The following is a 15577-nucleotide window of genomic DNA, read 5'->3' as shown; positions in this document are numbered from 1 at the left end:
AATTTTCACAATAAATCTGAACATATGTTCATGCCTCAGAATTAATTGATATCATTTACAGTCTGACTAAAATCCTTAATAATTTCGTCATAATTGATATGTAAACCACCCCTAACCAACCATTCTCCAGACTTTATACGACCATAGATAGCAGAATTATCAAGCGCATAGACAATTGTTGATAACCGGCCATCATTCGCATCTCTTGTCATTAAAGGCGAGTGAGAGTTGATAATTAAAGCATCTAGATCATCTCCCACTTGAAAATAATCATTTTTACTCTCACCTGCAGCCAAATGGCCATTATCAAAGACAGTATCATAAGAAATTGCAGCACTATCACCTGGCCTACCATTAAGCATAATATTTCGTTTCTGCTTACTCATTCTCTGACCATAATCTAACAATCTTAAATCTTCAAAAGGATTAATACCAATGTGAGAATCAGAGCCAATACACCAACGACCTCCTGCCTCAATAAAATCTGAAATTGGGAAATATCCATCACCCAAATTACCCTCAGTACTTGGGCAAATCACCACATTAGCTTTTGCTCTAATTATGCTTTGCATTTCATTGTCAGTTATATGAGTACTATGAATTAAGTTAGTATTTTTGCCCATACCTACTTCATTTGCTAGCCACTCAACTGGACGAGCACCAAGATGCTTCAAAGAACCTTCAACCTCCTGAGTTTGCTCTGAAATATGAATATGGCATGGCATTTGGGAGCTATATGCAAAAATTTCTTTAGTCTCCTCAACGTCGGCTGCCCTCAGAGAATGCTGCCCATAACCAATTTTGACTTCAGAATCATCCTGGTATTTGCTTATTAAATCCTCAATTTGAGAAAAATAAGCATCCGTTGACTCATACTGAAAGCGACGCTGCGCTTCAGAAGGCCCCTGATTAAAACCGGCAGTACGATAGTAAACAGGAGTCATTGTAATTTTCATACCTACTCGCTTTGCAGCACTAATTAATCGCTCAGCCATTTCATTTGGATTATTATAAGACTGGCCATTTGAATCTTTATTTAAATAGTGAAATTCTACTACTTGATCATATCCTAACCTTAGCATTTCAGCATAAAGCATTGAGGCAATAACTTCCATTTGTTCAGGATTTACTTGGTCTGCAACTGCATACATTCGCTCACGCCAAGACCAGAAGTTATCTCCCTGGTGTCCTTTTGGAATATTCTCAGTTAGGCCAGCCATAACATATTGAAAGGCATGTGAATGAGCATTAGGAATAGGAGAAATTGCGTAACCTTCAACAGATTCATCAACTGCTAAAGAAGAATGGGAGTCAATGCTTAAAATTTTACCATTATCATCAGTGCTGACATAGGCAGGTGAAATCCACCCCTTCTTAAGATACATTCCTTTAAATTTCCAGTTTTTCATCTAAAAATCCTTTTAATGGTATTACAGTTGATAAATGATATGTCCATTTTTCACTGTCAAACAATTAGCATTGGCTTTAAAATGATACATCCAATGCTCAATTGATGGCGTGTCTATTAACGCAAAATCTGCGCACTTTCCAACTTCTATAGAGCCAATTTTATCAGCCTTATCTAAAGCTTTAGCTGCATAAAGAGTTACCGCCTTTAACGTTTCTTTAGGGCTCATCCGGTTAAGCGTACAACCCAACATCATAGCTAATGGTAAGTGATTACTTGGAGCTGAACCGGGATTAAAATCTGTTGCCAAAGCAACCTCTACCCCAGCATCAATGAGCATTCTTGCATTAAGAGATTTTTGAAAGGTATAAAGACTAGCTAAAGGAAGGGTAACAGCTATAGTTCCTGATTTTTTTAGTGCTTTGATGCCCTCTTCAGACACATATTCCAAATGATCAGCTGAAAAGGCTCCACAATCAGCAGCAAATTCTGCACCGCCATCCCCACTAAGTTGATCTACATGAAGTTTTATTTTTAATCCATGTGCTTTGGCAGCCTCAATAATTGGTCGAGCTTCAGTCTGAGTAAAAGCATGATCATCAATAAATATATCACAAAATTCAGCCAACTTCTGCTCTGCAATTTTAGGAATCATTTCTTCAATTATCATTCGACAATAAGCCTCTCTTGACGTTTCTTTTGGAACTAAATGCGCGCCCAAAAATGTCGACACTAAGGTCAAAGAGGTAATTTTTTTTAGATCATCATAAGCACTTAAAATCTTAAACTCATCATCAATATTGAGTCCATAACCACTCTTACATTCAACAGTTGTGACTCCTAAAGCTGTCATTTCAGTTAAAAACCCATTCGCTTTTTCAATCAACTCTTCTTTACTGGCTGCTCGTGTATCGGCAACAGTTGATGAAATGCCGCCACCTCGCTTGGTAATTTCGGCATAAGGAGTGCCAGAAACTCGCTCACCAAACTCATCTGCCCTCCAGCCACCAAAAGCTAAATGAGTGTGGCAATCAATCAATCCTGGAACTAAAAAACCTCCATTTTGAAGGACAATATTGCTATGCTCATATTGCTCTGGCATCTCTTTTGTTTTTCCAACCCATACAATAATATCTTCTTGCCAGACAACTGTGGCATTTTCAATCAAATGAACATCATTTTGAACACCTTGATCTAAGCATTGAGCTATTGTAATATTTTCAATTCGATTCATTGAAGCTTACCTATTTTTTTTTCTACCTCTTTAAGGATGTGATTACCTCTTAGCATATCAATACAAGCATCAATATCATCTCCAAAAAACTCATCTGCATCTTTATGAGACACTCTTTTGCGAATCTCCTGATGCGCTGCCTCCACTCCTTTGCCAGCTTTTAAAGGTTTACGAAAGTCGAGTGCTTGAGCTGCAGTAAAAGCTTCAATTGCTAAAACTTGCTCAACATTATTTAACACTTCCAATAGCTTAATAGCAGAAATACTGCCCATACTCACATGGTCTTCTTGTCCTAAGCATGATGGAATAGAGTCAACAGATGCAGGATGACAAAGCACCTTATTGTGTGAAACTAATGAGGCAGCTGTATATTGCGGAATCATAAAACCAGAATTGATACCAGAGTCATTCACTAATACAGTTGGGAGTCCATCCAGACCGCGCAATAATAAATAAATTCGACGCTCAGCAATACTAGCAATCTCTGCTATTGCAATAGCCGCAGAATCCATAGCTAGAGCTAGCGGTTGTCCATGAAAATTACCTCCACTGATTATGTCACCATCATTAAAAACCAAAGGATTATCCGTAACTGAATTAAGTTCTCGCTCAATTACTCGGGATGCGTACTCCAATAAATCACGAGTAGCTCCATGCACTTGAGGAATACAACGAAGTGAATAAGGATCTTGCACTTTATCACAATTTTTATGACTTTCCAATATCGCTGAGTCTGTTAAGAGTAGGCGAATATTCGAAGCTACAGCCTTTTGCCCTGGATGAGGCCTTATAGCTTGAATGCGTTCATCAAAGGGGCGAGCACTTCCCATCAAAGCTTCTAAAGAAATAGCTGCTAAAATATCGGCATTTTTTAATAAGCTGTTTGCTCTCTCCAAAATATGCGCGCCATAGGCTGTCATCATTTGAGTGCCATTAATAAGTGCAAGGCCATCCTTTGCCTTAAGATTAATTGGCTCTAAATTTGCATTTTTAAGGACAGTTTTTGCCCTAAGTTGCTCGTTATCTTTAGCACTCCAAAAGTAGCCCTTTCCTAATAATGGCAGAGCTAAATGCGCCAAAGGCGCTAAATCTCCCGAAGCACCTAAACTACCTTTGCTAGGTACAACTGGTATCCAGTCATTTTTCAAAAATAACATGAGACGTTCTACAACCTCAACTGAAACACCTGAATAACCCAAACTAAGAGCAACAATTTTAAGTTGTAACATTAACTTAGTAATATTTTTTGGTATAGAATCTCCAAGACCAACAGCGTGACTTAATAACAAGTTATGCTGTAATTTTTCCAGCTGCTCTGCGTCAATTTTTTTATTTGCTAGAAAACCAAACCCAGTGTTTATTCCGTAATAGCTATTACCATCATCAAGAGCATGATCAACTATAGCGCGTGATTTTTCTAGTGCACTCTTATCTTGATATAGCGCGTCAATCGTTCGCTCAAGGTCCTTATAAATATTATCTAAAGTAATCAATTTTTCACCCTATCATTGGCAAATCAACGCCTTTGTTTTTCGCAGTTTTAATAGCAACATCATAACCTGCATCTGCATGACGCATAACACCAGTTCCTGGATCTGCTGAAAGAACTCGTGATAACCGGCGATCAGCCATTGCCGTTCCGTCAGCAACACTTACCATGCCTGAATGAATTGAATAACCAATACCCACGCCGCCGCCATGGTGAATAGAAACCCAGCTAGCACCACAAGCAGTATTAAGCATAGCGTTTAATAGTGGCCAATCTGCAATAGCGTCTGAACCATCTTTCATACCTTCTGTTTCTCGATTCGGTGATGCAACTGATCCACAATCTAAATGATCTCTTCCGATTACAATTGGAGCAGCAACCTTACCTTTTTTGACTAACCAATTAAATTTAAGCCCCATTTCTTCTCGCTCTCCATACTTTAGCCAACAGATTCTAGCAGGAAGACCTTGGAATTGAATTTGATTTTGTGCCTTATGAATCCACTTAGCAAGAGACTCATTTTGAGGAAAAGTCTCTAAAATAGCCTTATCAGTAACGTGAATATCTTTAGGGTCACCTGAGAGTGCAGCCCATCTGAAAGGTCCAGATCCCTCACAGAATAATGGACGAATGTAGAGTGGTACAAAACCTTTAATATCAAAAGCCTCACTCATTCCACGATGATCAGCAACTTGGCCGCGTATGTTATTGCCATAATCAAAAGTTATAGCACCTTGTTTTTGCATTTCTAGCATTGCACCAATATGCACTTGCATCGAATCCAATACAGCCTCTTGATAACCTTTTGAATCTTTAGTACGAAACTCTTCAGACTCTTTAACGTTATATCCCGATGGAAGATAACCCAACAACAAGTCATGGGCAGATGTTTGATCTGTCAATACATCAGGAATAATACCTCGCTTTAACATTTCAGGCAAAACGTCGGCAACATTGGCAACAATAGCTACCGATAAAGGTTGCTTTTGCTCTTTTGCTTTTAGTACTTTTTCTAATGCTTCATCGAGGTTATAGCATATTTCATCAACATAACCCTTCTCTAAACGCTTTTGTGCGCGAGACTCATCAACTTCAATTGCTAGGCAAGAGCCACCATTCATGGTTGCAGCTAACGGCTGAGCTCCGCCCATACCACCAAGACCTGCTGTAACCACTAATCTACCCACTAACTCACCATCAAAATTTTGTTTAGCACACTCAGCAAAAGTTTCGTAAGTACCCTGCAGAATTCCCTGAGAGCCAATATATATCCATGAGCCAGCAGTCATTTGTCCATACATAGTTAAGCCAGCTTGTTCATATTCTCGAAATTTATCCCAAGTCCCCCATCTAGGGACTAAGTGAGAGTTTGCAATAATGACTCGTGGTGACTCTTCATGCGTTCTAAAAACACCAACAGGTTTACCCGACTGAATTAAAAGTGTTTCATCATTTTCTAGTCGTTGTAATGTAGAAATAATTTTATGATAACAATCCCAATTACGAGCTGCTTTTCCATTACCTCCATAGACGATAAGATCTTCTGGATGTTCTGCCACATCAGGATCTAAATTATTCATTAGCATACGCATAGCAGCCTCTTGATGCCATCCTTTGCAACTTAATTTATTCCCATGTGGTGCTTTAATCATTTTGGTTCCTATTATTTAATTATCTATGTACCAAAAGTATACTTGTATATACAAGTATAGACAATCAATTTTTTAAGAGTTGCGTATAATAGAAATATGCAAAAAAATACTCCCCATTATCAAGCCTTAAAACGTCATATTATTGAAGGCATAAATAGCCAACAATGGCTTGAGCACAGCCAAGTGCCTTCGGAAAATAAACTTTGTGAGCAGTTTGGAGTAAGTCGTATGACAGCCAATAGAGCTCTAAGAGAGCTTACTGAAGAAGGCGTCTTGTACCGTATTCAAGGTTTAGGCACCTTTGTTAACGAAAACAAGCCCATTAAATCTGCCTTACAGATTAGAGATATTGCTAAAGAGGTCAAGTCACGTGGAAATCGCTTTCACTCGATAGCACTTCAACAAAAAGAAATTGTTGCACCATTACAAGCCTGTCATCACCTTAGCCTAAAGTCTGAGTCTCACATATTTTATTCACTGGTTCTTCATTTTGAAAATGACCAGCCTATTCAATTAGAGGAGCGTTATATCAATAAAGACTCGGCTCCTGACTATTTAGATATTGATCTTAGTAAAGTAACGGCAAATCACTATCTCAAAAAAATACTTCCTCTGTCTGGAGCTCAGCATATTGTTGAAGCTATTGCTGCAGATAAAGTGACTGCAAAATATTTACAAATTGAACCGTTAATGCCTTGTATTTTAATTTCTAGAGTGACATGGAGTGATAACATCCCAGTTACCTTTAGCAGATTAACACATCCAGGTAATCGTTATCGTTTAGAGACTTGATTTTTCTGAAACTACTAATGAAACTAAATTTAATTACAAAACATTCTTCGCTGATACTTCTATAGCATGCAGCATTGAGACTCCGAAAGATCGCATCGTTAGAAGAACATAGGAGTCTTCTTTATCTCTATAAATTATCGTTCCTATATGCTCCATAATAGTTCTAGAGACATTACCAACAGAAAATACATTTTTACTTAAATCGATTGGACAAATTCGCTCCAAAACATCTCTGCTTCTTGGACCATTAACCCTAATCATCGCCCAAGTATCAGATTGATCAGTATAGTAGGCAGGAGCATTTAATCTGTTTGCAATATTTGCTTCCGCATCATTTCCTTCATAAGAAAAATAAGCTAGAACTTGGTTTTTCTGTAAACGCCAAAGCGTTATGGATGAGTCTTTAGATTGAGTTGATTGTTCCATTTCAGGAAGCGATAGGCCACAAGACTTTGTCATTGATGACTCAATCTCTTTAAATTTGGACCTTGGTAATGCAACCATAACTAATGACTTACCAACAACTTCTGAGACAGTTACTCCCTCAAACTGATGCTCAGCACCATCAAGTGCGGATTCTACTACTAATTCATAATCAGACACGCAAACGCTCTCCTTCTGGATCAACAAAGTGAGGGCTGCATATCTCAACTTCAATATCATTGCCTCTCACTAAGTCAACTGCTCGAACAAATTCGCCTTTACGGCTGTGTCCGCTCTTAATAAAACCAATACCAATATAGTGACCTAATATTGGTGAATAAATACAAGATGAAATCCAACCTTGATCTGTTTCAGTCGATGGCTTATCTCTTAAATTAAGGAGGTGTGAGCCAGCCTGAAGAAGATCTTGAGTATTTACTGGCTTAAAACCAACCATCTGCATGCGATCGTCACGAAGAAGGTCTTCACGCAATCCAAGCTTGTAACCTATAAAGTCTTTCTTGCCAGAAATCATCCCACCCATTCCTAAGTCATAGGCGCTAGTTTGACCATTAAGCTCTGGACCAGCAGCGTGACCTTTTTCAATTCGCATTACGCCTAGGGCTTCGGTTCCATAAGGCACAACATTAAATTCTTCACCTGCCTCCATTAGGACTCTCATGAGTGAGTCGCCATAGCGAGTTTGAACAGCAATTTCATACGCCAATTCACCTGAAAATGATATTCTAAACAGCCTTGCAGGTATTCCGCCGCAAACTGTAATCTCACCAGCACCCATGTATGGGAATGCTTCATTTGAAATATCACAATCAGAATCAATAACTTTTTGAAGTAATTTACGAGAGTTTGGACCAGCAACTGCATACTGTGCAAACTGCTCTGTAACTGAAATCATGTGTACATCTAGATCAGGCCATAAGCATTGATGACAAAATTGTAAATGACGATAAACATTTACAGCATTTGCAGTAGTTGTGGTCATTACAAAATGATTTTCAGAAAGCCTTGCGGTTGTTCCATCATCCATTACCATACCATCTTCACGAAGCATTAAGCCATAACGAGTTTTACCCACTGGCACTTTTGCAAAAGCATTTACATAGACTTTGTTAAGGAACTCTGAAACATCAGCACCTTTAATATCGATCTTACCAAGAGTTGTTACATCACAAATACCAACTGATGCCCTTGTTTGCTTTACTTCACGGTCAACAGATTCACGCCAATGAGTCTCGCCTGGAAGTGGAAACCATTGAGAGCGATACCACATTCCAACCTCAACAAAAATAGCATCTTGCTCAACAGACCATTTATGGCTTGGAGTATAACGCGTTGGATAAAATTCCATCCCACGCCTTCTTCCAGAAAATGCTCCAATTGCTACTGGAGAATATGGAGGCCTAAATATCGTAGTTCCAGTCTCTTCCATGGTTTGACCCATATTGTCAGCCATAATACCAATTCCAAGAACGTTAGCAGTTTTACCTTGGTCAGTAGCCATACCTAACGTTGTATAGCGCTTAACATGCTCAACTGATTTAAATCCCTCTTGGTTTGCAAGCTTAATATCTTTTGCAGTAACGTCATTTTGAAGATCGACCCAAGCACGATTTTTTCCACTTGGAACCCCCCAGTTTGCAGTTACGCTATATAAAACTGTTTGAGTTTCAGCTGGATCTAATTCTTTAACATTGTAGCCTAGATCTAAAGCGACAGACGAACCCTCATTGTGCCCTTCAATAATTGCATCAGACAAAACCATTGTTCCTTTAGCTCTTCCCGCAACCGACATACCAGGTGGATTTGATTCATCTGGAATAAAGGATGCAATTTCTTCATTCCATTTTGGAATCCCTCGGTGATGACATGTTAAATGTAAGTTTGGATTCCATCCACCTGAAACAGCTAAGCAATCTGTGTCTATTGACTTACCATTAGAAAGCTTTATCGATTTAAGTGCTTTTCGACCCTTAGTATCAACCACATTTGTGCCCATAAAAATCTCAGCACCTGGAACTCTTAAAACAGGTTTAATTGAGCGCGAATCAATTACAGCAATAACTCTTATATTTTTTAAACCCAAGTCTCTCGCAGTATTCCAGCCATCATCATTATTTGTATAGACTGAAACTTTATCACCTGTAGCAACTGCAAATCTATTTGCATAAGATCTCACAGCGCTTGCAAGCATTATGCCAGGACGATCATTATTTCCAAAAGCTATCGATCTTTCAATTGCACCAGCACAAAGAATTGAACGTTTAGCATAAATTCTCCAATTCACCTGACGAGGCTTATTTTTATCTTCCCTAGCTTCTGACGCTCTATTTTCGATTGCGCCATAAATACCATGATCATAAACGCCAAAAATAGTCGTGTCAGACATCAATGTAACATTTTCCATTGCGCTTAAAGCAGCAACTGTATCTTTTGCCCACTTACTGCCAGACATACCATTAATTTTTATGGACTCAGTATTTAGCCTTCCACCCATTAAAAAATCTTCATCAGCAAGTATAACTTTTGCGCCAGAGCTAGCAGCCGTAATTGCAGCTGATAACCCAGTTGCGCCAGCACCAATAATTAGAATATCACAATAACGAAAACCTTTATCATATGTATCTGGATCAGGCTCAGTCGAGAGAGTTCCTAGTCCAGCAGCATTTCGAATTGCAGGCTCATAAAACTTTTCCCAAAAAGCTTTAGGCCACATAAAAGTTTTATAATAAAAACCAGCACCAACAAGTGGAGATAAAAAATCTATAATAGCCATAAGATCAAAGCCTAATGGGCCTTTATGGTTTTGACTATTTGCTTCTAATCCGTCATATAACTCTGTAACAGTTGCTCTAGTATTTGGATCTTTATAGGGACCATTTCCAATCTCCATGATTGCGTTTGGCTCCTCAGAGCCGGCAGTAACTATACCACGCGGACGATGGTACTTAAAAGAGCGCCCAACTAATTTTTTATTATTGGCAAGTAAGGCTGATGCAAGCGTATCGCCTTCATAACCAGTTAATATATGACCATTAAAAGTAAAGCTTATAGATTTTTTTTGATTTACTAAGCCGCCTTTTATTCGATTAATTTGTCTCATTTTCCTCTACCTATGCCTCTTGAAACATCTTGAGCTAACTCAACCTTAAGAATTTCATGTGATAAAGTATTTCTAGTAACAACCAACCAAGACTGATCGCCCTGCTCGTGGTACCAAAGCTCACGATGATCGCCAGCAATATTTTCTCTAATATATTGGTATTGGTAAAAGTCTTCAGCAGATGCATCTTGCTCCCAATTAGTGGGACGTTTTATAAGATCAGCTGAACCTAGGTAAACAAATTCTTCAGAATCACGAGGGCCAAGTAATGGATGATTTATTATCATATTATGTCCTCCTAATGCAGATTTGGTTGAGCGCCAACACCTTTCTCATCTATCATTGCGCCGCGTCTAAATCGATCAAGCTTATATGCCGTTGCTACCTCGTGCGATGAGTTTGTAGCAAGTAAGTGGGCATAACAGTAACCACTAGCAGGTGTTGCTTTAAAACCACCATAACACCAACCACCATTAAAAAATAATTCATCAATTTCAGTGCTATCTATAAATGGTGAGCCGTCCATTGACATATCCATAACCCCTCCCCACATTCTAAGCAATCTAGCACGTCCTATCATCGGCATTATAGCCATACCACCAGAGCAAACATCTTCAACAACAGGCAGGTTTCCACGTTGAGCATAGGTGTTATAGCCATCAATATCGCCGCCAAAAACAAGACCGCCTTTGTCAGACTGTGAGCAATAAAAGTGCCCAGCACCAAAAGTTATCACATTGTCCATTACTGGCTTAAGGCCTTCAGTTACAAAAGCTTGAAGAACATGACTTTCAATGGGTAGTTTAATTCCAGCTTTAGCCATTACTCTTCCAGATGAGCCTGCAACGCAAACTCCAACTCTTCCAGCTTTAATTTCACCTTTAGTTGTTTGAACGCCTAAACATTTACCATTTTCAATGTTAAAGCCTGTAACCTCACAGTTTTGAATAATATCCACTCCAAGATCACTAGCGCCTCTTGCGTATCCCCAAGCGACAGCATCATGACGAACCGTTCCACCACGAGGCTGAGCTAAAGCAGCTTTAATTGGGAATCTTGGGTTATCCATATCTAAAAATGGATACCTTTCTTTTACTTCTTTTGCTTCTATAAATTCACAGCCCGCATCAGCAAATAACATGCCGTTACCTCTTCGAATAAATGCATCACGCTGAGCATCAGAATGGATTAAATTCATAATACCGCGCTGAGAAACCATTGCGTTATAGTTTAAATCTTGCTCAAGATTCTCCCAAAGCTTCAGTGAAAATTCATAAAAAGGTTCATTTCCAGGCAGTAAATAATTTGATCTAATAATGGTTGTATTTCTTCCAACATTACCACCGCCTATCCAACCTTTTTCAACAACAGCAACATTAGTAATACCATGATTTTTTGCTAAATAGTAAGCAGTCGCTAAACCATGACCGCCTCCACCAACGATGACAACATCATACCCATCAGATTTTGGCTCAGCATCACGCCAAGTTGGCTCCCAGCCTTTATGACCAGTTAGCGCTTCTTTGAGAACCTTAAAGCCAGAAAAGCGTGTTTTACTCACTTTTTAGCTCCAAGGATAAGGACTATTGGAAACTGGATGTAACTTGCCTGCTTGAAAGCGGCTAAACCTAAATGGTTCTAGAAGCTCTTGCTTTTCACCTAATAACTCTTCAGCAACTAAACAGCCGACACCTAGCATTTTATATCCATGATTACTATCTGCAATTATTGTTACATTTTCATTGTAAGTATCAATTACAGGGAAACTATCTGGAGTAAAGCAACCAATTCCGCCTGATGCCTCTTTATGATAATGAGGCATCATACCTTCAAATCTTTTATGACAATGCGCAAGAGCAGAAACCCACATTTCAGGGAAATCTTTACTTGCTGTAAACTCTTTACTTTCAGGGCCATATGGATCGATAGCAACTTCATTAACAGGTGTATCAACTGTATAAGGTGAAGCCCCTCCCTGGATGCCACCAAAGCTCCAATCAGGCTTATAATATATTCCCCATAGCTCATCCGTAATAAGTGAGCCATCTACAGTAGAATACAAAGGCGCATCAGTATCAATATGAAGCACTGGCGGAATCTTACCATCATTGGTTACTAAAGTTTCAGGATCAATTTCTAAGACACCCTCTTCTAACTGCCAAAAACGCCACATATCAATATCTTGATGAACCTCACCTTCAAGATCCTTTAATTCAATTTGAGAAGGAAGGCCTAACATACGCCAAAAATCACGAACCCAAGGACCCGCTCCTATAATTAGGTTGTCACATGCAATTGTTCCTTTATCTGTCTCAACTGCAGTAACTCTTTGACCATTTCCCTCAGAAACAAAACCTGTTATCTCAGTTTCAAGAACTACAGTAACACCTAAATCCAATACTTTTTTAGAAAGGCCTTCCATCGCTTTAACATTATTTGCATAGCCACCTGGCTTTTCATGAAGAACTGAAGTAATTCCTTGAGCTTGCCAGTCATCAAACATATTTAGCATGTAATCACGCGACTCTTCCTCACCCTCAATAAAAACACTTTCATAGCCAATTGCAGCTTGTTCAGCATGGATTTGTTTAACATCCTCACGCATTTTTTCGCATGAAATTTGCATATATCCGTTTGGATGATAACTAAAAGCATCTGGATCGCTTTCCCAGATACTAACTGAATGGGCCATCAATTTTCTCATAGCAGGTTGAAAATAATTATTACGAACAACACCGCAAGCAATTCCAGTTGCTCCAGCTGCAATTCTATTTGCCTTATCAATTATGACAATACGACCATTAACACCCTCTCCATTTGCAGTGAGTCGCTCAGCTAATCTCCATGCAGTTGATAATCCATGAATTCCTGCACCAGCAATAACATATTCGGCTTGACTTGGTAAAGACATACTAAAACTCCTTGTATTTTTTTGTTTATAGAAATGAAAGCTTAAATTTAAATAAAATCTAGTTTTTTAGTTATCATTATTATCTTTAAATTGAAAGCACTAAGTAGTTAAAAAATTCAAACTAAAGTGAAAATAATTCTATAGTTATATATAAAAAAATAATATACTTTCTTTAAGTTTTATGAATGACCCATAAATTAATAATATTTTAAATATATTTAGCTAATTATGCAATATAAGCGGTTAAATAGAGCTTGAAAAAACATGTATTAAAAAAGTACCAGTTATATTTAATTATGAATATTTGCTCTAATATAGTTAAAAAAGGTCTATTATGAAGGCTGTATATACAAAAAGTAAGTATACTTGGATTCAACATTTAGGAAACAACCATGTCTCGTAGATACTATAAATTACCGCCACTAACCTCTCTTGCAACGTTTGAGACTGCTGCTCGTCATAGAAGCTTTAAGGGTGCTGCTGAAGAACTTGGAGTTACTCCAGGTGCAGTTAGCCACCAAATTAAGTTTTTAGAAACCGAACTTGGTCTTTCGTTATTTGATAGAAAACACCATGGTAATAATTTAACCGATCACGGAGAATCTTTATTTGCTGTTCTTCAAAGTAGCTTTACAGCAATTTCTTCAACACTTGCAAATCTTAGGCGCTCTGCTACAGATAAAGAGGTAATTATTAGTGCGACTACAGCCATTTCTTTTCTTTGGCTACCACCTCATTTAGCAGAGTTTTGGAAACAACATCCAGAAATACCTGTTAATCAACATGTAACTGATAATCCTGACTCTCAAGGGATTGCTGTTGATTTAAAAATTTGCTATGGTTTTGTTGAGAATGAGTCAAATCAAAAGCACACTCTTTTTCAAGATGAACTTGTTCCAGTATGTAGTCCTAGTTTTGCCAAAGAATACCCAAATATTACTGTTGAAGATTTAGCGCAAGCGCCTCTCATTCATCTCAGAGCAAAAGATAAAAATTGGTCAAATTGGTTCTCTTGGTTTAATGCTCTTGGATACAAAGGAAAAATCTCACCAGGAACTCATGTCAATAATTATATGATTGCCCTTCAAGCTGCTTCTGATGGAATGGGAATAGTCTTAGGCTGGAAGCGTCTGTGTAAACCTAAAATTGATAGTGGAGAGCTTGTTGTTCTGGGCGACACATCAATACCAGCTCCATCGGCGATATACATTATGAGTGAAAAAGAAGATTTACTACCTGAAAATGTTAAAATTCTTAGAGATTTTCTAATTTCAAAATCATAAATTAATTGAAATATATTCAATTTTTTAGAGTAATTTTATTAAGAATAATTACTTTACGCTGATAGTATCATAGCGTTTTTTACTTCAACTTTTTCTTCATGTCTATTCCACTTAGTAACTTAGACTCTGTCCTAACATCAACTGATAAAGCTAAAGGACTACCTAACGAGCACTATGTCAGTAACGCTGTTTTTGATGAAGAAAAAAAAGCAATTTTGTTTGACAATTGGTCAGCTATTGGTACCGGCAATGATATACCTAATCCAGGCGATATAAAGCCACTGAACTTTGTTGGAATGCCTTTGATGTTGGTTCGCAACTCAAATGGAGATATTAATGTATTTCAAAATACTTGTCGCCATAGAGGGATGATATTAATTGATCAGCCAACAAACATAAAAGGAGTGATAAGCTGTCCATATCATAGCTGGTGTTACAATCTTGATGGCGATTTGTGTGCAACACCCATGGTTGGAGGAACGGATATAAATACTCATGAGTCTATTAAAAATGAAGAGCTTGGTCTCTTTAAAATTCGATCTGCGGTCTGGCAAGACGTTATCTTTGTAAATATTTCTAATTCTGCTAAGGAGTTTACTGATTACGCTTCAAAAGCAATTGCGAGATGGTCTGAGTTTGAAAAACCGCTTCATCATGGAGGTGAGAGCTCTTCATTCGAACTTAATCTGGATACTAACTGGAAGCTAGCAGTTGAAAACTATTGTGAAAGCTACCATCTTCCTTGGGTCCACCCTGAGCTTAATGTTACTTCAAGTATAGAAGATCACTATCATATTGAGGAGATGGGTCATTTCTCTGGGCAAGGCTCTCATGTCTATAACCAAATGAAAAGTGATGGTGGCAAGGTATTTCCAGATTTTGAAAATTTGTCAGATGAGTGGGACACTAAAAGTGAGTATATAGCCTTGTACCCAAATGTACTTTTAGGGGTTCATAGGGATCACTTTTTTTCAATAATTATAGAGCCAATCTCTACAAATAAAACAATTGAGCATGTCTCACTATATTATGCAAAAGATCCTTCTGAAATGCCAGAACTAAAAAAACTTATAGACTCTAATGCGTCTTTTTGGAAAACTGTATTTAGCGAAGATATTGGAGTTGTAGAGGGAATGCAGCGCGGAAGAAGTGGATTAATGTTTGATGGCGGAAAATTCTCACCAGTAATGGACAGTGCTACTCACTGTTTTCATCAGTGGGTAGCGAAATTTTTAAAAGACTTCAGGGAAAAGCAGTAAGCTAA

Annotated in this window: 12 protein-coding genes; 3 read left to right on the top strand and 9 right to left on the bottom strand. The window is 38.2% G+C overall.

The annotated features are described in order from the left end of the window. Nucleotides 1-41: 41 nt before the first annotated feature. The 4 genes from hutF to hutU are packed head-to-tail and all read right to left on the bottom strand — an operon-like array spanning nt 42 to nt 5783. Nucleotides 42-1409, bottom strand: a complete 1368-nt coding sequence (gene hutF / locus ABXT51_RS03740; protein ID WP_416696185.1) for a formimidoylglutamate deiminase — start codon at nt 1407-1409, stop codon at nt 42-44. A gap of 21 nt (nt 1410-1430) precedes the next feature. Then, complete coding sequence (hutI, locus tag ABXT51_RS03735; RefSeq protein WP_416679293.1) at nt 1431-2642, bottom strand: imidazolonepropionase; 1212 nt, start codon at nt 2640-2642, stop codon at nt 1431-1433. Continuing rightward, the gene (gene hutH, locus ABXT51_RS03730) at nt 2639-4132 is read right to left on the bottom strand and encodes a histidine ammonia-lyase (protein ID WP_416679541.1); all 1494 of its coding nucleotides are present in this window, start codon (nt 4130-4132) and stop codon (nt 2639-2641) included. Before hutH ends, hutI begins: the two co-directional genes overlap by 4 nt. Nucleotides 4133-4139: 7 nt before the next feature. Continuing rightward, complete coding sequence (hutU, locus tag ABXT51_RS03725) at nt 4140-5783, bottom strand: urocanate hydratase (RefSeq protein WP_416679292.1); 1644 nt, start codon at nt 5781-5783, stop codon at nt 4140-4142. 96 nt (nt 5784-5879) lie between these two features. On the opposite strand from hutU, the gene hutC reads away from it, so the two are divergent. Next, nucleotides 5880-6575 carry a histidine utilization repressor gene (gene hutC / locus ABXT51_RS03720; protein WP_416696184.1) on the top strand — a complete coding sequence of 232 codons (696 nt, stop codon included), beginning with the start codon at nt 5880-5882 and terminating at the stop codon, nt 6573-6575. Between the two features lie 33 nt (nt 6576-6608). On the opposite strand, the gene ABXT51_RS03715 is transcribed toward hutC, so the two are convergent. From ABXT51_RS03715 to ABXT51_RS03695, 5 genes are read right to left on the bottom strand one after another with little or no spacing between them, the layout of a single operon-like run. Further along, nucleotides 6609-7178 (bottom strand): sarcosine oxidase subunit gamma, encoded by a 570-nt coding sequence (locus ABXT51_RS03715; protein WP_416679289.1) that lies wholly within the window; start codon nt 7176-7178, stop codon nt 6609-6611. Then, nucleotides 7171-10119 carry a sarcosine oxidase subunit alpha family protein gene (locus tag ABXT51_RS03710; RefSeq protein WP_416696183.1) on the bottom strand — a complete coding sequence of 983 codons (2949 nt, stop codon included), beginning with the start codon at nt 10117-10119 and terminating at the stop codon, nt 7171-7173. Before ABXT51_RS03710 ends, ABXT51_RS03715 begins: the two co-directional genes overlap by 8 nt. Beyond that, nucleotides 10116-10406 (bottom strand): sarcosine oxidase subunit delta, encoded by a 291-nt coding sequence (locus tag ABXT51_RS03705; RefSeq protein ID WP_416696182.1) that lies wholly within the window; start codon nt 10404-10406, stop codon nt 10116-10118. Before ABXT51_RS03705 ends, ABXT51_RS03710 begins: the two co-directional genes overlap by 4 nt. An 11-nt stretch (nt 10407-10417) precedes the next feature. After that, the gene (locus tag ABXT51_RS03700) at nt 10418-11680 is read right to left on the bottom strand and encodes a sarcosine oxidase subunit beta family protein (protein ID WP_416679283.1); all 1263 of its coding nucleotides are present in this window, start codon (nt 11678-11680) and stop codon (nt 10418-10420) included. 3 nt (nt 11681-11683) lie between these two features. Beyond that, nucleotides 11684-13030 (bottom strand): NAD(P)/FAD-dependent oxidoreductase, encoded by a 1347-nt coding sequence (locus ABXT51_RS03695; protein WP_416688141.1) that lies wholly within the window; start codon nt 13028-13030, stop codon nt 11684-11686. A gap of 392 nt (nt 13031-13422) precedes the next feature. Between ABXT51_RS03695 and ABXT51_RS03690 the strand changes: the two genes are divergently transcribed. Continuing rightward, the gene (locus ABXT51_RS03690; RefSeq protein WP_416653235.1) at nt 13423-14313 is read left to right on the top strand and encodes a LysR substrate-binding domain-containing protein; all 891 of its coding nucleotides are present in this window, start codon (nt 13423-13425) and stop codon (nt 14311-14313) included. A gap of 98 nt (nt 14314-14411) precedes the next feature. Continuing rightward, entirely contained in the window at nt 14412-15572 is a 1161-nt protein-coding gene (locus tag ABXT51_RS03685; RefSeq protein WP_416696181.1) for an aromatic ring-hydroxylating oxygenase subunit alpha, read from the top strand. The last annotated feature ends 5 nt before the right edge of the window (nt 15573-15577 follow it).

This window comes from Candidatus Pseudothioglobus sp. Uisw_050_01 (genome assembly GCF_048085775.1).
Classification (GTDB): domain Bacteria; phylum Pseudomonadota; class Gammaproteobacteria; order PS1; family Pseudothioglobaceae; genus Pseudothioglobus.
Note: the sequence above shows the minus strand (reverse complement) of the source record. Positions and strands in the feature narration are given on the sequence as shown.